This is a genomic window from Serratia marcescens (assembly GCF_006715005.1).
GTDB lineage: Bacteria > Pseudomonadota > Gammaproteobacteria > Enterobacterales > Enterobacteriaceae > Serratia > Serratia montpellierensis.
Genome location: NZ_VFMJ01000001.1, coordinates 1,909,975 through 1,934,706, shown reverse-complemented (window position 1 = coordinate 1,934,706; position 24,732 = coordinate 1,909,975). Strand labels below are relative to the sequence as shown.

Genomic DNA, 24,732 nt, shown 5'->3' with positions numbered 1-24,732 from the left:
GGCGGGCAGACGGGCGATTAACGGTTGGAAATGTACAGCGTCACTTCCAGCCCCAGGCGCAGGTCAACAAACTCAGGTTTAGTCCAGGTAGTCATAGCAGTGCTCCTTAGCATGCATCGTAAAGTATCGAGACCAATGAGAAGCGTTCTCATTCGGCCGGCCCAATGTTGACGAAATGTGACGGAGATCGCAACCTTTAAAGCGTAACCGGGTTATTCACCCCAGGTGGCGGCGAGCACGTTCAGCCAGTTGCGCCAGGTCAGCTTCTCCAGCAGCCGGTTATCGAACCCGGCCTGTGCCAGCGCCTGCGTCAGCAGCGGCAGGCCGCCAACATCCGCCAACGGTTGCGGTACGTTGACCCCGTCAAAATCAGAGCCAAATCCCACGCGGTCTTCACCAAGTTTAGCGATCAAATACTCAACGTGTTTAACAATTTCTGTTAAGCCGGTTGTTGCACTGTCACGTTTGCCGTCCGCGCGCAGGAAGGCGGTACCGAAATTGACGCCGACCATCCCGCCGCTCTGGGCGATGGCGTCCAGCTGCGCGTCGGTCAGGTTGCGCGGCTGTGGGCAGAGGGCGTGGGCGTTGGAGTGGGTGGCGACCAGCGGCGCGTGGCTCAGCGCGGCGGTTTGCCAGAAGGTTTTCTCGTTCATGTGCGAGACGTCGATCATGATGCGGCGGCGGTTACAGGCGCGGATCAGCGCCTCGCCGGCCGGCGTCAGGCCGGGGCCGGTATCGGGTGAGCCGGGGAACGGCCCGCTGACGCCGGTGCCGAAGGCGTTCGGCAGATTCCAGAATGGCCCGATGCTGCGCACGCCCAGCCGGTAGAAGGCCTCCAGCTGTGTCAGCTCCGCATCGATCATGCCGGCGCCTTCAATATGCAGCACCGCAGCGATTTGCCGGTTGAGGCGGCACTGTTCTATTTCGGTGGCGGTGCGACAGATGCGCAGCTGCCCCTGAGAAGCCTGCTCCAGCTGCTGCAGGATGGCGATTTGCCGTTCGGCGATCGCCAGCGGATCGAAGGTGGCCTGCGCCTGGTCCTGCGTTTGGTTACGCATCTGGGCGATGTAGCTGACCGGGGGAATAAATACCGCGAACAGTCCGCCGAAAAATCCGCCGCGTCGCATACGGGCGAAATCGAGGTGGCCCGGCGTGACGCGGGAATAGAAGGCGGTGGCCGGATCGTCATCGTGCTGCAGCCACAGATTGAGCAGCAGATCATTATGGCCGTCGAACACCGGCCAGAGAGGGGGAAGCGTCATGGGCGTTTCACTGAGTCAGGCATCGTGAACGCTATGTTCTCCCATAGAGCGAGGGGGAACAACCCTCGCTCTATGGGGATTTTAAAGTCGAATCGACAGCTCGACGTCATCTGCGAACGGCGTGGAGAGATAGCCTGCCGCCGGGGCGCGCACCCGCGCCAGGTAATCCGGACTGTCATCGGCGTTGTCGGCGACGATCAGCGCGCCGGGCCGCAGACGGCTCTCAAGCAAGTCGAGAATATCAGGGTAAAGTCCCTTGGCGCCGTCGAGCAGCAGCAGATCAACCGTGGCCGGCAGATCGTCGCGCAGCGTTTCCAGGGCGTCGCCCACCCGGATCTCCACCAGGTCGATGACGCCGCCTTCGGTCAGGTTGTTGCGCGCCTGCGCCGCTTTGCCCGGTTCAAACTCGCAGGTGATCAACCGGCCTCCGCCGTTATCGCGCAGCGCGGCGGCTAAGTGCAGGGTAGAAATGCCGAACGACGTACCGAATTCGACAATGTTTTGCGCCCGGCAACCGCGCGCCAGCATATACAGCAATGCGCCGGTTTCCGGCGACACGGCCAGCGGGAAATCCTTCAGGCGGTGGTAGAGTTCGCGGTACTCGGTTTTGCTCTGCATCAGCCGGCTTTGCTCTGCGTCCGGCACGTCGCGGAACAGGGCGGCAAGCGCCGGCGCGTGGCGGGATGCCTGCTGGAACAGGCTGCTTAGCAGCGGCGCTAAGGGGGCCGTGGTCAGGGTACTCATGGCAAATCTCCTGTCGTCAATGGAGCGCGTTAGCGCATGCCGCTATAATATGACGAACTATTCGCATTCCTCTATTCGCATTGGCCGCCCGCTATGACTGAACGCCGCAGTAAACAAATTTCCTCGAGAAAACAACCACAACAAGCGCGCTCCGCCGAACTGGTGTCCGCCATTCTGACCGCCGCTATTCAGGTTTTGGCGCAGGAGGGGGCGGCGCGTTTCACCACCGCCAGGGTGGCTGAACGCGCCGGCGTCAGCGTCGGGTCGCTTTATCAGTATTTCCCCAACAAGGCGGCGATCCTGTTTCGTTTGCAGAGCGAAGAATGGCGGCAGACCACCGATATGCTGAGTCGTATTTTGGTCAACCGCGAGAAAACGCCGGTCGAGCGTCTGCGGTTGCTGGTGCAGGCGTTTATCCGTTCGGAATGTGAAGAGGCGCAGATGCGCGTCGCGTTGAATGATGCGGCACCGCTCTACAGAGATGCGCCGGAGGCACTGGCGGTAAAGGCAACCGGCAAGGATATCGTGCAGGTTTTCATGCGCGAAGCGTTGCCTGATGTGCCGCCGGTCGCTCGCCGGCTGGCGGGCGACCTGATCGTCGGCACGTTGGGAGCGGCGGGCAAGCAATTCTCCGAAACGCCGCGAACCGATACCGAGATCGCGTCTTATGCCGATGCGATGGCGGACATGTTCTGCGCGTATTTAGCCGATTTAAACGGGCGTGTGGCGCGGTAAGGTTCTTTGTGACATTGTCACCCAGCCTATACCCGTTGGCGACAAACGGCCAGCACCAGCTGCCGCAGCCAGCGGTGATCCGCCTCGGCGTCCAGGCGCGGGTGCCACATTTGCGAGACGGTAATGGGCGGCGTTTTCACCGGCAGCTCGAAGACGCGCAGCGGGCCGTCGGCCGGTTGAGCCTGCAGGAAGGAGGCGGGCAACAACGCCAGCAGGTTTGAGGCCTGCGCCACCGCCAGCGCGGCCGGAAAGCTCGGCACCACGGCGGCAATCTGGCGCGTCAGCCCCAGCTCCGCCAGCGCGGCATCTACCGGCCCGAGGATGCGCCCGCTGCGCGAGGCCACCACGTGGCCGCAGGCGGCGTAGTCGGCGGCGCCGATCTCCGGCTGTTGCGCCAGCGGATGCGTGGTTCTCATCACCCCGACGAAGCGATCGCGAAACAGCGCCTGCAGGCGGATTTCCGGGCCCATGTCACCCAGTACGCCTATCTCCAGATCGACCAGCCCTTCACGCAGGGGGCGGTCGCTTTTCTCCGGCTTGGGCGCAAAGCGCAGCCGTACCCGCGGCGCCTGTTCGGCAGCGGCGGCGATCAGCGCCGGGCCGAAGGCCTCGACGAAGCCGTCGTTGGCGCGCAGCGTGAAGGTACGATCCAGCACGGCGGGATCCAATGTCCCCTGCGCCGGACGTAACACTGCGCGCGCTTCGAACGCCGCGTGCCGCGCCCGCTCGCGCAGCGTTTCGGCATAGGGCGTCAGCACCATGCGGCGCCCGGCGCGCACCAGCAGGGGATCGCCGGTCGCCGTACGCAGCCGGCTGAGGGTACGGCTCATCGCCGAGGCGCTTAAACCGAGACGTCGCGCCGCGCCGGCAACGCTGCCCGCCGTCAGCAGCGCGTCGAGCGCGATCAGCAGGTTGAAATCAGGGTCTGTCATGCGTGCGCATCCTGTGGTGCCGAATAGGGGGGAAGGCGTTTGATGCAGTTTATGCGTGCAAATGCTGCATCACTCGCCATGCATTATGCCTGAGCCTGTTTTCGGTGTGCCATGACTTACCGCTAAAAAACCGGAGGGGGACTGGCCCGTTTGCCGTCTGAACATGGCGATAAAGGCGGAAGGATCGTTATACCCCAGGGTAGAGGCGACATATTTGACGGCTTTCCCTTCCTGCAACAGCCTCATCGCCATGAGGGTTTTGCTTCTCAGCTTCCATTCATTGAAAGAGATGCCGGTAGCGGCGAGAAATCGCCGCGACAGCGTACGCTCACTCAAGCCCAGCATGCCCGACCATTGTGCCAGCGTGTTGAGATCGTGCGGCGCGGCGCTCATCTTTTCGGTCATGATCTTGATAACGTCGTCGCTGCCGAGCGGCAGATAGCTGTCAAAACGCTCCGACAGCGCCAGCTGCTCAAGCAACGCGGTAACCAACGTCTGGTCCTGAGGCGTGCGCGGATAGCCAATACGCCTTTCTGAAAAATCGGCCAGCACCGCTTTGACGACCTTATTCAGCCGCAGGGTTTGCGGTTTGTTCGGTAAGAATTGGCATAGTGGGGGACTGACATGAAGAATGACATAATCAATTGCACTCTTTGCGACGGATTCATGCTCGGTATTAACGGGGAGCCAAATGGCATATTCCGGCGTGGATAAATAAATATTGCTCTCAATATTTATTTCCACCAGCCCTTTCATGGAATACATCAGTTTTCCCCAGGGCAACGCCTGTAAAGGGAATTGCGCTCCTGCCGGCCAGGATTTATTTCTGAACCAAATCGATATTGGGGCTTCCCCGGTCAATTCTGACGGTTTCATGACGCCTTCCTGTCCGCTCATGGCTGAGCCTTCCTATTATAACAATAAGTTGTCTGATAATCGGCATTTCTATTCTATGGGGAAAGCTTACTCTGGGCAGGTCATTCCCCTGGATAAAGGTAACCCTATGTACGGCAAAATCATTGATCTTTCGGTGCCGCTGATGAGCGGGATTGCCTCCGATCCGGAAAGTTTTCTGCCGGAAATCGAATATGTTGATAACCAGCGCGGAGCGTTGCAGCTGGCGGAATCATTCCCCGGTCTGGATCCCCGGGAGTTGCCGCGTCAGGAGGGCTGGGCGGTGGAGTTTGTCCGCATGAGTACCCATGCGGGGACGCATATGGACGCCCCTTATCACTACCATTCGCATATGGATGACGGATCGGCGTCAAAGACCATTGATGAAATACCGCTGGAATGGTGTATCGGCCCTGGCGTCAAATTGGATTTTCGGCATTTTCCCGACGGTTATGTGGCCACTGCACATGATATTGAGCGTGAATTAGCGAGGATCGGCCATCATATCGCCGCCGGCGATATTGTCCTGGTCAACACGGCGGCCGGCGGGCGTTACGGCAGCGAAGATTTCATTCATCGCGGTTGTGGCATGGGCCGTGAAGCGACGCTGTATCTTACCGAGCGCGGCGTCAGGGTGGTCGGCACCGATGCCTGGAGCTGGGACGCGCCATTCAGCCATACGCGCACCAAATTTGAACAAAGCGGCGATGTTTCGCTTATTTGGGAAGGGCACTATGCCGGCAGTCAATATCCTTACTGCCAGATTGAAAAACTGTGCAATCTTGAATTGCTGCCGCCCTGTGGATTTAACGTGATCAGTCTGCCGGTGAAGGTTTATAAGGCATCCGCCGGCTGGGCACGGCCGGTTGCAATTATCGATGAACGCACGGGGGAATAAACGATGGCCAGAATAAAACTGCCGACAGTGAGTGAATTAACGGCTGAACAGCAGCAGCAATATGCCCGTTTCCCCGCCAATCTTACGCTGGGGCTGTTGAAAACCAGCCGTTCGGCGCAGGGATATCTGTCCCTGGGGGCTTCCTTTCCTGCCGGGCGACTGTGCGATAAAGATCGGGAAATGATCATATTAAGGGTTGGCGCGTTAAGCGACAGCGCTTATGAACGCATGCAACACTACCCGCTGGCGATCCTTGCGGGGTGGCACGATGACGACATCGAGAAAATAGAGCAGGGTGTGGGCATCGACGCCAGAGGGACGGCCATCTTGCATTTTGTCGATGAATGCGTGAAGCAGGTGAAGGTCTCTGCCGACACATTTAACGCGGTCCGGCGCTATTATGATGAGGTTCAACTGGCTGAACTGGCATTAATGATTGGGCACTACATGATGACGGCGCGCTTTTTGGAAACGCTGGAAATCGATCTGGACCTACAAGCCACATCCTGGGAGAACATGTCAACGGATTGAGTACGCGCACGGCGTGAGCGCGATAAAAAAGCCGATAACCTGAGGTTATCGGCTTTTAATGCGCAGTGGCAGAGGGTTACGCGGGCAGCTGCTGCGCGGTTTTCTCGACCAGCGCCAGCAACAGCTTGATGTCTTCCAGCGTCACGATCGGGTTCAGCAGCGTCATCTTCAGGCAGGTCACGCCATCGAACTCGGTCACGCCGACGTTGGCGCGGCCCGACTCCAGCAGGGCGTCACCGATACGCTGGTTGAACAGCGCGACGGCCGCGTCGCCGTTCGCCGCCAGCTGCGCCGGACGGTAGCGGAACAGCACGCTGGCCAGCTGCGGCTGCATCACCAGCTCCAGCGATTCCTGATCGGCGATGTAACGCGCCACCTGTTGCGCCAGCGTCACGCCATGATCGATGATCTCGGCGTATTGCTTCTGCCCCAGCGCTTCCAGCCCCATCCACAGCTTCAACGCATCGAAGCGGCGGGTGGTCTGCAGCGACTTGGACACCAGGTTCGGCACGCCTTGCGCTTCGTCGAACTCGGAGTTCAGGTAGGCCGCCTGATAGCGCATCAGCTCATAGTGGCGCTCGTCTTTCAGCAAGAAGGCGCCGCAGCTGATGGTCTGGAAGAACTGCTTGTGGAAGTCCAGGGTAATGGAGTCCACCAGTTCCAGGCCGTCCAGGTAGTCGCGGTACTGCTCGGAAAGCAGCAGCGCGCCGCCCCAGGCCGCATCCACGTGCACCCAAATCTGCTGCTCCGCCGCCAGCCGCGCGATGTCGCGCAGCGGGTCAATGGCACCGGCGTCGGTGGTGCCGGCGGTGGCGACAATCGCCATCACCTGCTCGCCGTTGGCCTTGGCCTGCGCCAGTTTTTCCGCCAAATCGTTCACGTCCATACGGGCGAAGCGATCGGTTTTCACCAGGGTGACGGACTGATAGCCGAGGCCCATCAGCGCCATGTTCTTCTGCACCGAGAAGTGGGCGTTTTCAGAACAGAACACCTTCAGCTTGCGCAGATCGCCCACCAGGCCGTTCTGCTGCACGGAGTGGCCCTGACGCGCGAAGAACGCATCGCGCGCCAGCATCAGCCCCATCAGGTTGCTCTGGGTGCCGCCGCTGGTGAACACCCCGGCGTCGCCGGGCTGGTAACCGACCTGGGCACGCAGCCACTCGATCAGTTTCATTTCGATCAGCGTGGCCGACGGGCTTTGGTCCCAGGAATCCATGCTCTGGTTGGTGGCGTTGATCAGCACTTCGGCGGCCTGGCTAATCACCAGGCTCGGGCAGTGCAGGTGCGCCACGCACTGCGGGTGGTGTACCGACAGGCTGTCTTTCAAAAAGTACTCGATAGCGCGCTCGATCGCCGCCTGGTTGCCCAGGCCTTGCGGAGTGAAGTCGAGCTTGATGCGCTCGCGCAGTTCGGCAACGCTTTTGCCCTGATACATCTCGGGCTGTTGCAGCCACTGCACAACGGCTTCACTGCTTTGCGCGATCGCCTGGCGATAAGCCTCGGCGCTGTGCGCCGAGGAAGCCAGAATCGGGTTTAACTTGGACATCGCGGTCATTCGCTCCAATCAGACTGGCTTGATGCCGGCGGCCAATAGCGCCTGCTCAAATTTATCCAGGAAAATACCCAGCTCATCGTTGGTGATCAGCAGGGAAGGCAGCAGACGCAGCACGCAGCCGTTGCGCCCGCCACGCTCCAGAATCAAACCGGATTCGAAGCATTTTTTCTGCAGCAGTGCGGACAGCTCGCCATCGGCCGGGTAACAGCCCATGTGATCCTGCGCTTCGTTCGGCTTGACGATCTCGATGCCGATCATCAGGCCCAGACCGCGGACGTGACCGATCACCGGATAACGTTTCTGCAGCTCGGCCAGTTTGCCTTTCAGCCATTCGCCCTGAGCGGCCACTTTGTCGGCGACCTTATGCTCTTTCAGGTATTGCAGGGTGGTCAGGCCGGTGGCCATCGCCAGCTGGTTGCCGCGGAAGGTGCCGGTGTGATGACCCGGCTCCCAGGCGTCAAACTCTTTCTTGATGCCCAGTACCGCGAGCGGCAAGCCGCCGCCGACCGCTTTCGACATCACGATGATGTCCGGCTCGATGCCCGCGTGTTCGAAGGCGAACAGCTTGCCCGTACGGGCGAAACCGGCCTGAACTTCGTCGATGATCAGCAGAATGCCATGCTCCTGCGTCACTTTGCGGATGCGCTGCAGCCACTCGGCCGGTGCCGGGTTAACGCCACCTTCGCCCTGAACGGCTTCCAGGATCACCGCCGCCGGTTTGCGCACGCCGCTTTCCACGTCGTTGATCAGGTTGTCGAAGTAGTAGGTCAGCGCCTTGACGCCGGCTTCGCCGCCGATGCCCAGCGGGCAGCGGTATTCATGCGGATAAGGCATGAACTGCACTTCCGGCATCATGCCGTTGATCGCCGCCTTCGGCGACAGGTTGCCGGTGACCGACAGCGCGCCGTGGGTCATGCCGTGATAACCGCCGGAGAAGCTGATCACGCCGGAACGGCCGGTGTGCTTTTTCGCCAGCTTCAGCGCGGCTTCCACCGCATCGGCACCGGATGGGCCGCAGAACTGCAGGCAATACGCTTTGCCTTCGCCCGGCAACAGAGAGAGCAGGTAATCGGAGAAACGATCTTTTAACGGGGTCGTGAGATCGAGAGTATGTAACGGCAAGCCGCTGGTAATGACATTTTGGATGCTTTGCAGGACGTCGGGGTGATTATGTCCAAGAGCCAACGTTCCTGCCCCGGCCAGGCAATCAAGATATTGATTATTCTCAACATCAGTGATCCAAACGCCCTGGGCTTTCGCAATTGCCAACGGCAATTTGCGCGGATAACTCCTAACATTCGACTCAAATTCGGCTTGGCGCGCCAAATAGGTTTCATTGTTTCCGTTTAATGAGTTTGCAACTAAAGTATCAATACGGACTTTATCCGTCATCATATCTCTCCTACAACCGAAGGTCTCAACACGCTCCGATTGAATTAATGAATTAGAAAAGTAACTGCCTTGTGAAAAGCGCGACCAATATATGGCTTTTTCGCCTGGGACTCAATAGCCGATTTTGTTTTGAATTGTTTAGTTTTTTCTTAGGCTCATCAATATGTTGTTGATTTATTGACCGTTGGTTTTGCCGGTAAAAAACAACATATCGTTAACATGGCACAAAAATCCTTTCCGTCGCCAACCTGCAGGCGGCTTTAATACGCTTATTAATAAGGTGAATTTCCGTTTAATAACATAAATAGGAATTAACGGCTTATTTTTATCTATTCACCACCTTAAGTCCTATAGCGTTTATATACACAAAATTTGTGATGAATATAAATGGCCAACCGTTAAAAGCGCAGCATCCAGATCGGTGATTTCTCTCAGATTTCACGTAGCGCGATCAAAAAAGCGCGATTTTTACGCAGCGCCGGCGCTGTTGCCGTTAACGTTGCCGTAACCAGGCGTGGTAGCGCTGCAGGATGCGGCGGGTACGCCACCGATCGACGAGCAGCGTGAACAGCGGGGAATAGCGCACGCTGCGCGGCCGACTGTCGCTCAGCGCGCGCATTCGGCGCTTGACCAACGCCATGCGGGCGAGCGACGCCATCGCTTTGCTGCGCCAGGTGACCGGGGCAGGCAGCGCATGAGGGGCTTCGCCGGTTTGCCAGCGGTGCGGCAGATCGGGCACCTCCGCCATGGCGGTGGCGATGCCGGCCACCGCGACGCCGCTGTCCAGCACTCGCTGCGCCACCGACGGGCGGGCGATGCCGCCGGTGGTCATCACCGGCATGCGGGCCACCGCGGCAAGATCGCGGGCAAAGGTCAAAAAATACGCTTCGCGCGCCAGGGTGCGGCCGTCCGCCGTTTCGCCTTGCATCGCCGGGCTTTCGTAACTGCCGCCGGACAGTTCAATCAGGTCGACCGGCAGATCGTTCAGCATCAGCACTACCTGGTGGGCATCGTCTGATGAAAAACCGCCGCGCTGAAAGTCGGCAGAGTTCAGTTTGACCGCCACGCAAAAGCCCGGCGAGACGCGCTCGCGCACCGCACGCACCACCTCCAGCAGCAGGCGGGCGCGGTTCGCCAACTCGCCACCCCAACGATCGCTGCGCTGGTTGGTCAGCGGCGAGAGAAACTGGGAAATCAGGTAGCCGTGCGCCGCGTGGATCTCCACGCCGGTAAAACCGGCCTGTTCAGCAGCGTGCGCGCTGATGGCGAAGCGGGCGATCACCTCGGCGATCTGCGCTTCATCCATCGCCTGCGGCTGGGCGAACAGTTTGCTGTGCTTGCCCATGGCCAGCGGGATGGCGGAGGGCGCCCACGCGTTGCCGCCCATGTTCGCCATCACCTGCCGGCCCGGGTGGTTAAGCTGCATCCACACCTGCGCGCCGCCCTGGCGCGCGGCCTTGGCCCAGGTTTCGAACGGGGCGAGCGGCGTGTCTTGTTCCAGCACCACGCCGCCGGGGCCGGTCATGGCGCGGCCGTCAATCATCACGTTGCCGGTGATGATCAAGCCGGCGCCGCCTTCGGCCCAATAGCGGTATAAGCGCCACAGCGCCGGGCCGGGCAGTTGGCCCGGGGCGGCCAGATTTTCTTCCATCGCCGCCTTGGCCAGACGGTTGGTCAGGCGGCTGCCGTTGGGCAACGTCAGTGGGGTAAACATCGGTTTTGCGCTCCTGTCATAAGGGGAATGGCGCTATACTAGGTTTAAAGTTAACTTTAAGGTCAATAGGGCATGAAGATCGGAGAATTGGCACAGCGGGCCGGCGTGGCCGCCTCGGCGATACGTTATTACGAGCAGCTGGGGTTGCTGCCGAAACCGGTGCGCGGTGTCAACGGCTATCGGGTATACAGCGATAGCGCGCTGGAGCGATTGCACCTGATCCAAATCGGTCAAAATCTGGGTTTTTCGCTGCAGGCGATCCAACGCGTGCTGGCGCTGCAGGGCAGCGCTTATCAGGATGGGTTGATACGTGGCGTCGATGAACGGCTGGCGGAGATCGAGCTGATGATGACCACGCTGAATGAACAACGAGAAACCTTGCTGACGACCCGGCTGACCTTATTGGAGTCCGGTGTCGCCGGGCTGTGCCAAGCCAAGGGCGAAAAACAGGCCGACGCATCGCCGGCCCGGCCGGCAAAGCTTAGCGGTGTTTAAAGGCGGAACGCCCGGCATACACCGCCGCGGCGCCCAATTGGTCTTCGATGCGCATCAGCTGATTGTATTTTTCGATCCGTTCGCCGCGGCTCGGTGCGCCGGTTTTCAGATGGCCGGCTCGCATCGCGACCGTCATATCGGCGATAAAGCTGTCGACGGTTTCGCCGCTGCGGTGTGAGATAAAGGTGCCCCAGCCGTTTGCCTGGCAAAGCTGCACGGCGGCGAAGGTTTCGCTCAGGGTACCGATCTGGTTCAGTTTGATCAGCGCCGCATTGGCCAACTTTTCATCAATCCCGCGCTGGATGTATTTCACGTTGGTGACGAACAGATCGTCGCCGACCAGCTCCACCTGGTCGCCCAGGGCGTCGCTCAGAATACGCCAGCCGGCCCAATCGTCCTCGGCCAAGCCGTCCTCAATCAGCACGATGGGGAAATCCTGCACCAGCCGTTGGTAATAGGCCGTCATCTGGGCTGCGTCCAACTCGAGGTTCTCGCTGCGCAGGCGATACTTACCGTCGGCATAGAATTCGCTCGAGGCCGGATCCATGCAGATCGCGATATCTTCTCCCGGCCGGTAGCCGGCTTTCTCTATCGCCTGCACGATTAGCTCCAGCGGTTGCCGGTTTGAGGCGACCGCCGGCGCGAAACCGCCTTCGTCGCCGACGCCGACCGACAGGCCTTTTTCCAACAGGATTTGGCGCAGCGCCTGATAAACTTCACTGCCCCAGCGCACGGCCTCGCGCAGCGACGGCGCGCCCAGGGGAGCTATCATAAACTCCTGAAAGTCCGCCCCTTGCCACCGGGCGTGCACGCCGCCGTTGATGATATTCATGCAGGGCACCGGCAGCAGGTTGGCGCCGATGCCGCCCAGATAACGATACAGCGGCAGCTGCGACAATTGCGCCGCGAGGCGGGCGGCCGCCAGCGAAACGCCAAGCAGGGCGTTGGCCCCCAATCGGCTCTTGTTCTCGCTGCCGTCCAGCGCGATCAGCCGGCGGTCTATCTCTTCTTGTTGGCGCACATCCACCCCGCGCAGCGCCTCGTTGATCGCCGTTTTGACGCTGTGCACCGCCTCCAATACGCCTTTGCCGCCGAAACGGTGCGGATCGCCGTCGCGGTGTTCCACTGCCTCGCGTGAACCGGTGCTGGCGCCCGAAGGCACCGACGCCCGGGCTACGACGCCCGCCGCGCTCATTTCGACTTCGACGGTGGGGTTGCCGCGCGAATCCAGGATCTCTCTGGCGGTTACGCTTTCAATTTCATAGTTCATGGGGAGTCACCTCGTTCTAGGGAGTGGGGACGTGTTTTATCAGCACGTCGATGGACAAATGGTTGATGAATTCGAAGCCGAAGGAGGCAAAGACGCCAAACGGGCGGTTATGATGGCCGAGCAGCAACAGATCGACGCCTTCACGGGCAATCAGGGCTTCAACGTCTTTGAAGCGATGGATGCTGACGATTGCGCGCACCTCCAGGGGGATTGAGCAGTCTTCCACCAGGCGGCTGAGCATGGCTTTGGCAGCGATCACCTCGCTGGACTGGCGATCTTTGGTTTGTGCATCGCTGAGGTAGTCCAGCTCGGCATAGTCGGCGCTGATGTGCGCCACGGTAATGCGCGTATTCATCTGCTGATTGAGGCGTTCGGCATGGCGCAACAGCAGCCGGCCGTCGCGTTCATCCTGCACCAGCAGTAAAGCATGTTGATAGAGCGGCATGACTTATCTCCCTGCGTTAGCAATCTGTAGGGTTAACCACGGTAAAACCTCTTTTTTCCGGCTCGTCATACCGGGCAACGACACCTGCCGAATGGCAAGCACCTGGTTCGACGAGAAATACAGGGTGGAGCGGCGGCGGGTGATATCGGTCACCAGCAGCGCGGCTATCTCCAGACCGGCCTCCTGCTTAGCCTGCTCGAGCGCCTGTTGCAGCGCGGGCAACAGCGGATCGATATCGCTCATGGCCCGCACTTCTATCTGCGACAGCAGTAGCGAGACGCTATGGATGCGGTAATTCTTGGCGTCGCGCTGCAGCAACTGCGGGGCGGATTGCCCCGAAAGATCGGTTTTGGCAGCCAGCAGCCCGGCGGTGAAGGCGTCATAGTCAACGTGAGAGATTGCGCATAACCGCGCGACCGCCAACCGATCCTGTTCGGTGGTGGTCGGTGCGCTCAGCGCAACGGTATCGCTCAAAATCGCGCCCAGCAGCAGCGTGGCCTGGGCGGAAGAAAGCGGCATCGGCGTATCTGACGTCAGTATGGACAGGATCACGGTGGCGCAACAGCCAACGGCGCGGATCCAGACATCGGGAGGGTTGCGGGTGATCAAGGTGCCCAGCCGGTGATGATCGATAACGCCGACCACGTCGCTGTCGGGCAATGAGGCCGGGCCTTGTTCGATATCGGTAAAGTCGACCAGCCAGACTTTGCGGTCACGGAGCTCGTCTGTCAGCAGTGCAGGCGCTTGCACGCCGGCGGCAGCCAGTATGTAACGGGTTTCCGGCGTCAGTTCGCCAAGGCGAAAAGCCACGGCCGGCTTGCCGAGGTGATTGAGCCAGTCCGCGACCACCAGCGCGCTGCAGATGCTGTCGCTGTCGGGATTTTTATGGCCGAAAACGGACAGGGGCATTTCCCGCTCGACGGCGTCGGGCTGAGACGGAAAAGGGGTAAGACGTGAGATTTCATTCATAGCGACTCCTGACATACCTGCCTAAAAAATAAAGCGAAGTTGTATATCAGGCGTCATCATCCGGTTCGAGTGAACGCGGCGGTTGGGAAAGGTGGAACACCATCACCTTGTGAACGACTGTAGCGCAGCGCGGGGGTAAACGCAACGCCCGGCAAAGCTGGCGAGAATACGCAATCGGATTGATACTGAGTGAGTCTATGATGGACAAGGATATTTGCCGCTAACCGACGGAAACGCTGAACGGACTCACGCCGGCTTTGCCGGGGGCCGTGGGTGACACAATGGGAGACAACATGCTCGAACCCTGCTTCCCCGAAAACGAAGCCGAACGCCTGTCGGTATTGAATTCCCTGAACGTGCTGGATTCGAACTCGGTGGAAAAACTGGATCGCATCACGCGGTTGGCGGCGAAATACTTCGGCGTGACCATTGCGCTGGTGTCGCTGATCGACCGGGATCGCCAGTGGTTCTTATCGCGCTACGGTCTGGATGCTCGAGAAACGCCGCGCAATATCTCGTTTTGCGGCCATGCCATCTTGCAACGCGAAGCGCTGGTGGTGCCCGATACCGCCAAAGACCCGCGCTTTTTCGATAATCCGCTGGTGATCGGCGGGCCGAGGATCGGTTTTTACGTCGGGCAACCGCTGCTGTCGCTCGACGGCTTGCCGCTCGGCACCCTGTGCATTATCGACAGCCAGCCGCAGCCGTTTTCCCCGGAGCAGGTGGCCGATCTGCACGACTTCGCCGCCGTGGTGGAAGAGTACCTCCAGAGCATTGAACGCCACGTCTATACCGAAAACCTGAAGTCCAACCTGCAACGCTCGGAAGCCTTGTTCGAACAGACCTTCGCCCAGGCGGCGGTAGGGATGGCGTTGGTGTCGCTGCAGGGGTATTGGCTGCGGGTCAATCCGCGCATCTGCGAAATGCTGCACTATTCTGAGCACGAGCTGATGGATCGCACCTTTCAGGACATTACTTATCCGCTCGATCTCAACACCGATCTGGAAAAGCTGCAGCAACTGCTGAGAAACGAGATCAGCACTTACTCGCTGGAGAAACGCTATTTCCGCGCCGATGGTTCGATCGTCTGGGTGCAGCTGACGGTGGCGTTAAACCGGCTGCCTAACGGCAAACCGGATCATTTCATCTCGGTTATCGTCGATATCAGCGAGCGCAAGGCGGCGGAGGCCGATCTGTTCGCTCTGCAACACGAGCTGGAACAACGCGTCGAAATCCGCACGCGGGAGCTGAACGTGGTCGTCAAGAAACTCAACGAAGAGATTGAAACCCGGGTACTCGCCGAATATCAGCTCAGCACGGAGAAGGAACGCCTGCGGGCCATTACTGACAACATGCCGGCGTTGATCAGCCAAATCGACGGTAATGAACGCTACCTGTTCGCTAACAGCGCCTATAAAACCTGGTTTGGCCTGGAAGAAAGCCGCCTCAGAGGAATGACGGTGCGCGACTTTATGGGGGAGAACGTTTATCAGATAGCGAAACCGATGATAGACAGGGCGCTGGCGGGGGAAATGGTGAGCTTCGAAAATGAGCTCCAGACCCAGAAGGGGCTGCTGATGATCCACACCACGCTGGTACCGTGCGAAGCTCAGGGGTTTTATATTCTGTCCATGGACATTACCGAGTTGAAGCGCCTGCAGCAACGGCTGGAGTACGATGCCACGCACGACATGCTGACCGGATTGACCAACCGCCGCGCCTTCCTGCGTCGGTTGTCCGGCACGCTGCAGGCCTGTTGCGAACAGCGGCAAATGGCGCTGGTGTTCATCGATCTCGATGGTTTCAAAGCCCTCAATGACAGCTATGGTCATGACTTCGGCGATCTGATCCTCAAGACGTTCGCCAGGTTGCTCAGCGCCTGCGCCGGCGAGCGCCATAGCGTCTCGCGTCTGGCCGGTGACGAATTCACGGTGATCCTGTGGCCGTTGGCGGATCCGCAGCGCGAGGTCAGCGAATTTTGCGAAAACGTCTTGGCGCGGCTGGCCGAAATTTCGCAGATCGGGCAGCAGACGGTGAGCCTATCCGCCAGCCTGGGAGCGGCGATTTCCTCACACACTGACGTGACGGAGGAGATGCTGTTGACCCGCGCCGACGGCGCGATGTATCAGGCGAAATCGGCCGGAAAGGGCACTTATGCCATCTGCGAGTTGTGAGCGTGAAACGGTGAAACGTCAGTGCACAAACGTTCTATACCGCTGATTCACTCATCGCCGATGATGCGCTTTTAACAGCACAACGGAGTAGAGCGGAACATGTTTGATACCAAGATAGCGTTTATCGTACGCGACGATCTGCAAACCTGGCAGCGGCTGAATGTGGTGGCCTTTCTGGCGACGGGCATCGCCGCCGCCGCCCCGGAAATCATCGGCGAGCGTTACGTGGATGCGCAAGGCAGACGCTACGGCGGCATTTCAGGGCAACCGATGCTGATTTTTGCCGCGGACCTGCCGGGCCTGCAACATGTGCATCGCAAAGGGCTGGAGCGGGAATTGACGTTGATCCCCTATGTGCACGCCATGTTCGCGACCGGGCACGATGAAGCCAACCGGCAGGTTTATCTCGCGGAAGACGCGGACAATCTGGATTTGGTCGGTCTGGCGCTGCGCGGACCGAAGAAAGCGGTGGATAAGGCGATAAAAGGCCTGGCGCTCCATGCCTGAGAATGTCCTTGCCTGGTTTACCGAGTGAACGCACGAAACGCTCGAGCATGTCCCGGAGGGTGACGCGTTTCCGATACGGCGCTTACGCCTGGAACGTCTGCAGCCAGGCGACGAACTTTCTCACGACCTCATCGTCCCGATCGCGCAGCAGCAGGGAATAAACGCCGGTTCGGATAGTCAACGCCGGGAAAGGCGACACCAGCCGGCCGGACGACAGATGTTTGGCGCAGAACAGGTAAGGCACGACGGCCAGCCCCAGGCCGTCTTCGGCCGCCTGAATGGCGGCGAAGGTATGGTCGAGCGTCAGCGGCGGCGGCGAGGCATCCAGCGCCGTCGGGTAGGTATTCAGCCAGCTGTGCCATAAATCCTCACGGGCGCGGATGCGGATGGCGGTATGCCCGGCCAGCTTGCCGGGCGCACTGACCGGCATGGCGTGCAAATAGCTCTGGTTGCAGACCAGCAGGCTTTCCTCCTGCAGAAAAGGGATCGCTTTCAGCCCGGAGAAGTGCGCGGGATCGCGCCGGATCGCCAGATCAAACGGCGTATTGCGATCGACGGCCCCTGTGCTGGTGGTGATATCAATCGCGACCTCCGGATGAATCTCATTGAACGCCGCCAGCTTCGGCATCAGCCAGTGCATGGTGAACGTCGGCAGGCTGTGTACCACCAGCCGCTGCCGGCCGGCGCTCGCTTTCAGTGCGCTTTCCGCCGAAAACAATTCGCTTATCACTCGGGACGCGGTGCGGGAAAAATTCTCGCCGGCCAGCGTCAGCCGCACGGACTTGTGTCCGCGATAAAACAGTTTGAGCCCCAGCTGTTCTTCCAGGCTGCGGATGTGGCGGCTGACCGCGCCGGTGGTGAGAAACAGCTCATCCGCAGCGGCGCTGAAGCTGCCAAGACGGGCGGCGGCTTCAAAAGCGGACAGGTGCGGCAGGGAGTGAATTTTTTTCATAGGTTGAGTCTAGCTCAACCAAATGAGCGCGAAAAGATCGTTTGTCAGTCGTTGATTTTTCTCACTATTATCACGCATCGTTCCCGGTTTGCCGAGTGTGCCATGCAGCCATTTCCCCCTTATAGCGCCCGTGTTAGTCGAGTCATCCTCACCCCTCGATGGGCAGGGAGACGGCCCTGAGATGCGAGCTTTCTTTCTGCTTTGCGTGAGCCGAGCCGGCCTCTGCCTGGGCACCATGATGTTCGCCGGTGCACTGCCGACCATCAGAAGCGAGTGGCAGCTCGACGCCGCCTCCGCCGGTACGGTGCAGACGGTGTTCAGCCTCACCAACGCCCTGGCGTTGCTGGTGGCTTCCTGGTGGTGTGATTCACTGGGCGCGCGCCGGGTTTATCTGCTGTTTTCCTGGCTGGGCGCCGGTGCGCTGATGCTGTTCGCCGTGTTTGCCCATTCGTATATCGTCGCGTTGATGTTGATGGCCTTCGTCGGCCTGACGCAGGGCGGCGCCTATACGCCGGCGCTGCTGTTAGCGATGGGGATGAATGGTCCGTCCCGACGCGGTTATGCCATTGGCATGATGCTGGCGGCCAGTTCGTTAGGGTATTTCCTGTCGGTTTTTATCGCCGGTTGGAGCGCTATGCGCTGGGGCGCCGGCGTGGCGTTTTCCCTGTGCGCCGCCGGTGCGCTACTGGGGGCGCTGGCGGGGTCGTTGGCCCTGGTCGGTTATCGGGAACCGCAAACGCGCACGCTGGGGAGGAAGACGAAACGTGAAAGCTATGCTATCACCTATGCGACCCTGCTGTTACTGATCGGGTATATTGCCCACAGCTGGGAACTGCTCGGTAACTGGGCCTGGGCGCCCAGCCTGGTCAGCGAGGCATTGAGCGGTTTCGCTCTGGATCCGCTCAGCGCCGGATTGATCGTCGCGGCGGCGATCCACCTGGCCGGCATGATCGCCACGCTGATTGTCGGCACCGTTTCCGACTATTTCAATCGCGCCTCGGTGCTGACGTTTATGGGCGCCGCCGGCGCGTTGGGATCGCTGCTGATGGGGTGGTCGGCGAACTGGGGGCCGGGCTGGACGCTGCTGGCCGTCAGCATCGGCAGTTTCTTTATTCTCGGCGACTCCGGCGTGCTGTCGGCCGCGATGGCGGACAACGTGCCGCCGCAACAGCTCGGCAGCGTGATGGGCTGGCGATCGCTGCTGGGGTTCGGCATCGGTTCGTTCGCCCCTTTATCCTTTGGCGTCGTGATGGATACCACCCAGAGCTGGGGCGCGTCTTATGCCGTATTGGCCTGCGGCGGCGGGGTAGCCTGTCTGGCGGCAGGGTTGCTTTGGCGACAACACGTTAAATGAGGTACGGACATCATTAAATGAATGGAACATCATCATGCATGGTTATCGTGGGCGCCGGGATTGTTGGGGCATCGGTCGCCTATCATCTCGCGCGCCAGGGGCAGCACGTTATCGTGGTTGAGCAGGCACATCCCGCGGCGGGGGCCACAGGCAGCTCGTTTGGCTGGATCAGCGAAGGCGTGCCTGAGGGCGCTCCCGATGCGTTTCTGCGGCGCGAGATCGTCGCTGACTGGATGCGCCTGGCGCAGGAGATCCCGGATCTCTGGGTGAATTGGTCCGGCGCGCTCAGCTATGGCCAGGCACCGGCGACGCAAAACCCCGACAATCGGCTTTTGCCCTCCGCCGAGATGGCCGCGCTGGAACCGGGGCTCAGGCAGCCCGATAGCCAAGCCTATTTTGCGGCGCGTGACGGCGCCGTCGATCCGCAAGAAGTGACACAGCGGTTGCTCGAATGCGTTAGCGCCTGGGGTGGGGAGTTGCTCCTGGGGCGAACCGTCACCGGATTTTTGCGTGAAGAGGGGCAGATCGTTGGCATCGTTACCGAGGAAGGCGCGATTGCCGCCGATCGGGTGGTGCTCGCCTGCGGCACGGGGATCTCTGCGCTGCTGGACGGCAGCGGATTCTCGCTGCCGATCGAGGCATCGCCGGCCATTTTGTTACGCTATCACGCGGCGGCTCAGGCGGTGAACACGCTGATTGCGGGCGACGACGTTGAAGTGCGCCATGCGCGAAATGGCGATCTGCTGGCGGCGGAGGATTATCCTGCGCACGGCGATGAAAACCGCGTGGAGGGCGAGGCGCAATCGGCGATTAAAAACCGCCTGCCGGATACGGCGCCCTTGCAACTGCAGGCGTGTTCGGTGGGGATGCGCCCCCGGCCGCGCGACGGTTATCCCATCATCGGGCCGCTGGGCGCCACCTGCCTCTATGTGGCAGTGATGCACCCGGCCGTGATGTGCGCGCCGACGCTTGGCCGGTTGGTCGGCGACGAGCTGCTGCATGGCGTCAATCCCGCTATTCCGCACGCTTATCGCCCGGCGCGATTTATAGACGACGAGAAGTGAATATACGCTCAACCTTGCAGCGGTTTTTTGCGCCGTCGGCGAGGCTCTTATATATTTAGTAGCATGCCTGAGGCAGGTTAGGCATGAAACGGCGGTCGGTCGGGCCGCTGCAAGTACGACAGTTAATCCGTTCGCCAAGAGGCTGCGAGCCTGTGCTTTCGGTAGGGACAGCCGCCAATCGTTTACGGCGACCGAGGGCGGTGCAGCTACTCACAGGTCACGAGGACACTTACCATGCATAAGAGAACACTGGCGTCACTGCATTACGAAAACATGCCTTACGATGGGGTGCGCTTTCATATTTTGAAACGGGAGACGCCTGGCCATACGGCGTTGTTGAAGCTGGATGCGGGCAGCCGACAACCGGCGCGTTTTCATCCGGGATGGGTAAAACTGATGGTGCTGAGCGGTGAACTGAAGGTTGACGATCAGACGCTGCAACCTCATGAGATGTTGATCATTCCTGCCAATACCGCCTATACGGTACAGGCCATAACGGAAGTGATTTGCCTGGCGATTTCCGAGCTGGACGGCGCCGAACTGGCCCGTTGATGTGATAACAAGAATGGATAGCGGAGAGCCTAGGCGCTCTCCCTATCCCTTCAGCATTGAGCCGCCCCCCAGGCTGAGCTGGATGCTGGTTATGCGTACACCTCCTGATTCATTCCACCGCGCTTTCCCTTTCCATCACTTTCGGCATCGTCGCCCCCGCAACGTTGCCGCCATTGTGCAGCGCATGCACAACGTCATCGCCCCGTTACCACGCAGAACGATGAAATTTGGGTGTAATAGTGAGTTTCTTCGCATAAGGCCCCTGGTGTGGCTTGCGAGAACGTCACTATATGGAGGATCATGCGGTCCCTCTATCAAATAAAAGACATTCGCGTTATCAAAAGGGACAAACGATCATGGGATTCGACGTCGACAACGCCGAAACGAAACGCATCGACCTCAGCAGCCACGAAAACTCCGCCTTCGAGGTGACGGGGCTGGTGAAACACTATCCGGCGGGCTTTGTCATTCCTTATCACTCGCATAAACGCTGCCATTTGCTCTATTCGCAACAGGGCGTTATGGCGGTCGAGGCGAGCTGCGGGCGCTGGATCGTGCCGCCTACCACCGCAGTCTGGCTGCGGCCGGGGGTCGAACATCAGCTGGTCATGCAGAGCAACATTTGCGTTTACGGAATTTTTGTCGATGAATTCACCGCCGCGCGGTTGCCGTTGCGGGACGGCGTCTTGCAGGTATCACCGCTGCTGCGCGAGCTGATCGCCCAGTTGGCGACGCTGGCGCCCGAGGGCGAGGAGTCCACGCGCCACGCGCTGCTCAGGGCGTTGTTCCTCGAGGAGCTGAGCCTGCAGCCGCAGCTGGCGCTGCATCTCCCTTGGCCGATGGAAGCGAGAATGGCTGACATTTGCCGGCAGTTGGTCATCACGCCGGCCGACGATCGCGGCATTGAGGTCTGGGCGGATTCATTGTCGATCAGCGCGAAAACCTTCCAGCGTCACTTCACTCAACAAACCGGCATCACCTTTGGTCAGTGGAAACAGCGTCTACGGCTGTTGTCGTCCATCCCGCTGCTGCTGGCGGGCAACTCGATCATTCACGCCGCCTTCGAAAGCGGTTATGAGAGCCACAGCGCCTATTCGGTGGCGTTCAAAAAACTGTTTGGTGTTTCGCCTTCGCGCTTTACGCTATAGCCTTATTGCATAGCGCGCTTCTCCTATAGATTGAAGCAACCTAATGACGTATAAAGCAAAGCAGTCAACCTCCGAGGCCGCTTCCCGTGATAAAAATTGTCGTGTATCTGATTATCGCCGTGACGATCGCCATTATTGCGGCAAGAGTCATCTTTCGTTTGCCGGATATTTCGCAGCGTCTGCCGCAGGCGGCATTGCCGGCGGATCCTACCGCGCTATTGCCTGCGCGGGCCGCCGAACAGATGGCGGCACATCCCGGCCTGAGCGGCGTGGTGCCGCTGGTCAGCGGCCACGATGCGTTCGCCAGCCGTCTGGCGTTGGCGCGGATGGCGGAAAGGTCGATCGATGCCCAGTACTATATCTGGCATAACGACACCTCCGGGCAGATCCTGCTGAAAACCCTGTATGATGCGGCGCAACGTGGGGTGCGCGTGCGGCTGCTGCTGGACGATAACGGCGTCGCCATGGATGAGACGCTGGCGGCGCTGAACGCCCAGGAAAACGTCGAGATCCGTCTGTTCAACCCGTCAACCGTGCGTACGCCGAAGCTGGCCGGCTACGCCTTTGACTTTATGCGCATGAACCGGCGCATGCATAACAAGTCTTACATCGTCGACGGCGCCGTGGCGATCATCGGCGGCCGCAACATTGGCGACGAATATTTCCAGGTCGGCGATGAAAACTATTTCCTCGATCTCGACGTGCTGAGCGTCGGCAACGTGGTGGCGGAGACCGCCGAGGTCTTCGATCGCTACTGGAACAGCGCCTCGGTGTTCGGCGTTGAGCAGATTATCCGGGGCAAAGGCCATCTTTCCGCCTTCCTGACGCAGGCCACCGCCACCGAAAGCAGCGATCGGGCTCGCAAACTGGCGGTACAGCTGGAAACCAGCGCGGTGCGCTTTCGCGATGGCGCCGTGCAACCGGAATTCACCCAGGTAGAGCTGGTGGCCGACGATCCGGCGAAAGGACTGGGCAAGGCTTCGCGCGATCGTTTGATGGTGACGCAGCTGGGCAAGATCATCGGCGGCGTTAGCCGGCAATTGGATCTGGTCTCCGCTTATTTCGTGCCGGGGCGAGAAGGGGCGACTTTCTTTGAATCGCTTGCCAAACAGGGGAAGTCCATTCGCGTGCTGACCAATGCGATGAACACCACCGACGTGCTGGTGGTGCATGCGGGCTACGCCAAATACCGGCGTGAGCTGCTGCAGGCGGGCGTCGAGCTGTTCGAGCTGAAGCTGCGCGCCGGTCAACCGACCGGGCGCAAGGAACTCAAGCCGCTGGGACTGTCCGGCGCGGCGCTGCACGCGAAAACCTTCGCTATCGACGATAAGCGGGTATTTATCGGGTCGTTCAATTTCGATCCGCGCTCGGCGCACCTGAACTGCGAAATGGGCTTCTTGATCGACAGCCCGACGCTGGCGGCCGACACCCGTCAACTGTTTGATGGCCCGCTCGAATACGCCGCCTATCGGCCGGTACTGACACCCGAAGGCAACATGGTATGGAACGAAGCCTTCGAAGACGGTCACACCGAGGTGCACCAGCAGGAACCCGGCGCCGGCTGGGTAAAACGCATCGTTCTCACCGTGGCCGGCTGGCTGCCTATCGAGTGGATGCTGTAACGCCGGCGAATGCCGCCGCCACTCGATAACCCAAACGTGGCGAAAGTGATCGCCACGCTCGGAGAGATTTACACGCCGAAGTGACAGGACGGACCCCGCCACGTTAACTCCGGCGATATGCGGTGGCTAAGCCGGACTAGCGCCCCTCCCGAGTTGCGGCTAACAAGGCTTGTAACGAGGGCGCTTCGATCAGATTCTCGATACAGGCCATCAGCCGTCGCGCGTTATTCCTCAATCCATGATTCGGCGACTGCTCACAACAGCGAAGAAATTTATCCCGAATATCCTGCATATCCGCCGGGTTCTCCGGCCAGCCGCGGCCGAATTCGGCTTCGAGCCGCAGCGTATCACCTTGTTCCGGCGTGATATGAAGTTCGAAGCGGTCAAACCGTTCAAAGGCGTGTTGTTCATGAACCTCGATACGCTGCGCTAGCGCAACGACCGTAGGTTCTGTCGCGAAGGCCGCACTGAATTCGAGAGCGCTGGCTTGGCCGCGCAGCAGCGCGTTAGCGATGATGTAACGCGCGCTGAATTGCGCATCGATTTCGGCCGTTTTCTGCGGCTCGTATGGCGCACCGCACACCATGCGCATGGTCGGTGATGCATGCAGCGTGATCTTCGCTCGTTCGGGATCGGGCAATTGCCGGTGTGGCCCGTCGTTCAAGAGCGTTTCTGTCAACGCCAGCAGAATGCTGCAATGTGGGTATAGCTTGAAGCAGGTCGCTTCTTCACCCAGAAAGGCAATGCCCAATTGGTGGGTCAGCATCCCCAGATCGGGTTCGCCCGGCGCATAGAGATTGAAAAAACCGTTCTCGCCGCTCAGGACGCGTTTGGGGCCGCTTATCCCCGCCTGAGCCATCAAAACGGCTTCCAGCGCATGGCGCGCCACCAATCCCTGGCTGATGCGCACCGCCAGCGTCTTGTCCTGATAGTGTTGGAAGGTGCCGATGCCGAAATCGAACGCCAGACCTATGGCGTCGGCGAAAGCTTGTTGATCCAGGCGCAGCAAGCGGGCGGCGATCGCTGCGCCTGAAAACAGGCCAAGGATATTTGAGTCGAATCCGCGGTAGAAAAAGCCGTTCGCCTGCGCAGCAAGGTTGATGCGTTGTGCGAAGTCCTGGCCGACGGCCAATGCCGCCAACATATCCAATCCGGAAGCGCCCGACAGTTCCGCCGCAGCCAGCGCGACTGGAATATCCGAAGAGCTGGGATGCCAGCCGGGGGAGAGAACGTCGCAATAGTCGAGCGCGCGGGCTCGCACGGCGTTGACGAACGCCGCCTGCGGCGCGGCGAGGCGTTCTTCACTGCCGATAATGCTGGCCTCGGCGTTGCCGCTCCAGCGTCTGGCCAGCGAGAGCGCCGCGTCGACGCCGCTTTGGTCATAACCTGCGGCGAGACAGCCAAGATTATCCATCAGTCGTTTGCATTGGAATGCCAGGACAGCGGGGGGAACCATGCACGCATCTATCTGTGAGGCGAAAGCGATCAATTCCTCGATCGGGTCGACCGATAATTTTGTCATG

General features: G+C 60.0%; 24 protein-coding genes and 1 riboswitch. Of the genes, 11 read left to right on the top strand and 13 right to left on the bottom strand.

What is annotated here, in order from left to right; genetic code table 11:
* Positions 1–17 precede the first annotated feature (17 nt).
* From pqqA to FHU12_RS09155, 3 genes are all read right to left on the bottom strand, one after another.
* Complete coding sequence (gene pqqA / locus FHU12_RS09165) at positions 18–95, bottom strand: pyrroloquinoline quinone precursor peptide PqqA (protein WP_004937827.1); 78 nt, start codon at positions 93–95, stop codon at positions 18–20.
* Positions 96–212: 117 nt separating this feature from the next.
* The gene (locus FHU12_RS09160) at positions 213–1,262 is read right to left on the bottom strand and encodes a dipeptidase (RefSeq protein WP_141968893.1); all 1,050 of its coding nucleotides are present in this window, start codon (positions 1,260–1,262) and stop codon (positions 213–215) included.
* An 81-nt stretch (positions 1,263–1,343) separates the two neighbouring features.
* A complete protein-coding gene (locus FHU12_RS09155) occupies positions 1,344–2,006 on the bottom strand; it encodes an O-methyltransferase (RefSeq protein WP_141968891.1) in 663 nt (220 codons plus the stop codon).
* A gap of 93 nt (positions 2,007–2,099) precedes the next feature.
* Between FHU12_RS09155 and FHU12_RS09150 the strand changes: the two genes are divergently transcribed.
* Entirely contained in the window at positions 2,100–2,741 is a 642-nt protein-coding gene (locus FHU12_RS09150; protein WP_141968889.1) for a TetR/AcrR family transcriptional regulator, read from the top strand.
* A 26-nt stretch (positions 2,742–2,767) separates the two neighbouring features.
* Here the strand turns inward: FHU12_RS09150 and FHU12_RS09145 are convergent, their stop codons facing one another.
* Both FHU12_RS09145 and FHU12_RS09140 read right to left on the bottom strand, forming a co-directional pair.
* Positions 2,768–3,673: a LysR family transcriptional regulator gene (locus tag FHU12_RS09145; RefSeq protein WP_141968886.1), complete on the bottom strand. Its 906-nt coding sequence runs from the start codon at positions 3,671–3,673 to the stop codon at positions 2,768–2,770.
* A 69-nt stretch (positions 3,674–3,742) separates the two neighbouring features.
* On the bottom strand, positions 3,743–4,438 hold the full coding sequence (locus tag FHU12_RS09140; RefSeq protein ID WP_260440716.1) for a helix-turn-helix domain-containing protein: 696 nt from the start codon (positions 4,436–4,438) through the stop codon (positions 3,743–3,745).
* Between FHU12_RS09140 and FHU12_RS09135 the strand changes: the two genes are divergently transcribed.
* Both FHU12_RS09135 and FHU12_RS09130 read left to right on the top strand, forming a co-directional pair.
* Positions 4,428–5,465 (top strand): cyclase family protein, encoded by a 1,038-nt coding sequence (locus FHU12_RS09135; protein WP_260440715.1) that lies wholly within the window; start codon positions 4,428–4,430, stop codon positions 5,463–5,465. The genes FHU12_RS09140 and FHU12_RS09135 overlap by 11 nt on opposite strands.
* Before the next feature lie 3 nt (positions 5,466–5,468).
* Positions 5,469–5,996: a carboxymuconolactone decarboxylase family protein gene (locus FHU12_RS09130; RefSeq protein WP_141968881.1), complete on the top strand. Its 528-nt coding sequence runs from the start codon at positions 5,469–5,471 to the stop codon at positions 5,994–5,996.
* Between the two features lie 76 nt (positions 5,997–6,072).
* Here the strand turns inward: FHU12_RS09130 and FHU12_RS09125 are convergent, their stop codons facing one another.
* The 3 genes from FHU12_RS09125 to FHU12_RS09115 all read right to left on the bottom strand — a co-directional run bounded on the left by FHU12_RS09125 (position 6,073) and on the right by FHU12_RS09115 (position 10,657).
* Positions 6,073–7,542, bottom strand: a complete 1,470-nt coding sequence (locus FHU12_RS09125; RefSeq protein WP_141968878.1) for a pyridoxal phosphate-dependent decarboxylase family protein — start codon at positions 7,540–7,542, stop codon at positions 6,073–6,075.
* Between the two features lie 18 nt (positions 7,543–7,560).
* A complete protein-coding gene (locus FHU12_RS09120) occupies positions 7,561–8,943 on the bottom strand; it encodes a diaminobutyrate--2-oxoglutarate transaminase (RefSeq protein ID WP_141968876.1) in 1,383 nt (460 codons plus the stop codon).
* A gap of 493 nt (positions 8,944–9,436) precedes the next feature.
* Positions 9,437–10,657, bottom strand: coding sequence for an NADH:flavin oxidoreductase/NADH oxidase family protein (locus tag FHU12_RS09115; protein ID WP_141968874.1), 1,221 nt, complete (start codon positions 10,655–10,657; stop codon positions 9,437–9,439).
* A gap of 72 nt (positions 10,658–10,729) precedes the next feature.
* Here FHU12_RS09115 and FHU12_RS09110 point away from each other — a divergent pair, with 72 nt between their 5' ends.
* Positions 10,730–11,152: a MerR family transcriptional regulator gene (locus FHU12_RS09110; RefSeq protein ID WP_141968872.1), complete on the top strand. Its 423-nt coding sequence runs from the start codon at positions 10,730–10,732 to the stop codon at positions 11,150–11,152.
* On the opposite strand, the gene eno is transcribed toward FHU12_RS09110, so the two are convergent.
* From eno to FHU12_RS09095, 3 genes are read right to left on the bottom strand one after another with little or no spacing between them, the layout of a single operon-like run.
* Positions 11,139–12,422, bottom strand: coding sequence for a phosphopyruvate hydratase (gene eno, locus FHU12_RS09105; RefSeq protein WP_141968870.1), 1,284 nt, complete (start codon positions 12,420–12,422; stop codon positions 11,139–11,141). The two genes, FHU12_RS09110 and eno, sit on opposite strands and share 14 nt — an antisense overlap.
* A 16-nt stretch (positions 12,423–12,438) precedes the next feature.
* Complete coding sequence (locus FHU12_RS09100) at positions 12,439–12,867, bottom strand: adenine nucleotide alpha hydrolase family protein (protein ID WP_141968868.1); 429 nt, start codon at positions 12,865–12,867, stop codon at positions 12,439–12,441.
* Between the two features lie 3 nt (positions 12,868–12,870).
* Complete coding sequence (locus FHU12_RS09095; RefSeq protein ID WP_141968866.1) at positions 12,871–13,836, bottom strand: DHHA2 domain-containing protein; 966 nt, start codon at positions 13,834–13,836, stop codon at positions 12,871–12,873.
* 40 nt (positions 13,837–13,876) lie between these two features.
* A riboswitch (Fluoride riboswitch) is annotated at positions 13,877–13,952 on the bottom strand.
* A gap of 177 nt (positions 13,953–14,129) precedes the next feature.
* Here FHU12_RS09095 and FHU12_RS09090 point away from each other — a divergent pair.
* Positions 14,130–16,010 (top strand): diguanylate cyclase domain-containing protein, encoded by a 1,881-nt coding sequence (locus FHU12_RS09090; RefSeq protein ID WP_141968864.1) that lies wholly within the window; start codon positions 14,130–14,132, stop codon positions 16,008–16,010.
* Between the two features lie 99 nt (positions 16,011–16,109).
* Positions 16,110–16,517, top strand: coding sequence for a PTH2-like family protein (locus tag FHU12_RS09085; protein WP_141968862.1), 408 nt, complete (start codon positions 16,110–16,112; stop codon positions 16,515–16,517).
* A gap of 82 nt (positions 16,518–16,599) precedes the next feature.
* On the opposite strand, the gene FHU12_RS09080 is transcribed toward FHU12_RS09085, so the two are convergent.
* Complete coding sequence (locus FHU12_RS09080; RefSeq protein ID WP_141968860.1) at positions 16,600–17,469, bottom strand: LysR substrate-binding domain-containing protein; 870 nt, start codon at positions 17,467–17,469, stop codon at positions 16,600–16,602.
* A 181-nt stretch (positions 17,470–17,650) separates the two neighbouring features.
* Between FHU12_RS09080 and FHU12_RS09075 the strand changes: the two genes are divergently transcribed.
* The 5 genes from FHU12_RS09075 to FHU12_RS09055 all read left to right on the top strand — a co-directional run bounded on the left by FHU12_RS09075 (position 17,651) and on the right by FHU12_RS09055 (position 23,209).
* Positions 17,651–18,823: an MFS transporter gene (locus tag FHU12_RS09075; protein WP_260440714.1), complete on the top strand. Its 1,173-nt coding sequence runs from the start codon at positions 17,651–17,653 to the stop codon at positions 18,821–18,823.
* Positions 18,824–18,861: 38 nt separating this feature from the next.
* Entirely contained in the window at positions 18,862–19,887 is a 1,026-nt protein-coding gene (locus tag FHU12_RS09070) for an NAD(P)/FAD-dependent oxidoreductase (RefSeq protein ID WP_260440713.1), read from the top strand.
* Positions 19,888–20,121: 234 nt separating this feature from the next.
* Positions 20,122–20,439 (top strand): cupin domain-containing protein, encoded by a 318-nt coding sequence (locus tag FHU12_RS09065; protein WP_038871643.1) that lies wholly within the window; start codon positions 20,122–20,124, stop codon positions 20,437–20,439.
* 356 nt (positions 20,440–20,795) lie between these two features.
* Positions 20,796–21,587, top strand: coding sequence for an AraC family transcriptional regulator (locus tag FHU12_RS09060; RefSeq protein WP_141968855.1), 792 nt, complete (start codon positions 20,796–20,798; stop codon positions 21,585–21,587).
* Between the two features lie 86 nt (positions 21,588–21,673).
* Positions 21,674–23,209: a phospholipase D family protein gene (locus tag FHU12_RS09055; protein WP_141968853.1), complete on the top strand. Its 1,536-nt coding sequence runs from the start codon at positions 21,674–21,676 to the stop codon at positions 23,207–23,209.
* Positions 23,210–23,345: 136 nt separating this feature from the next.
* Here the strand turns inward: FHU12_RS09055 and FHU12_RS09050 are convergent, their stop codons facing one another.
* Positions 23,346–24,731 carry an MmgE/PrpD family protein gene (locus FHU12_RS09050; RefSeq protein ID WP_060433064.1) on the bottom strand — a complete coding sequence of 462 codons (1,386 nt, stop codon included), beginning with the start codon at positions 24,729–24,731 and terminating at the stop codon, positions 23,346–23,348.
* Position 24,732 lies beyond the last annotated feature (1 nt).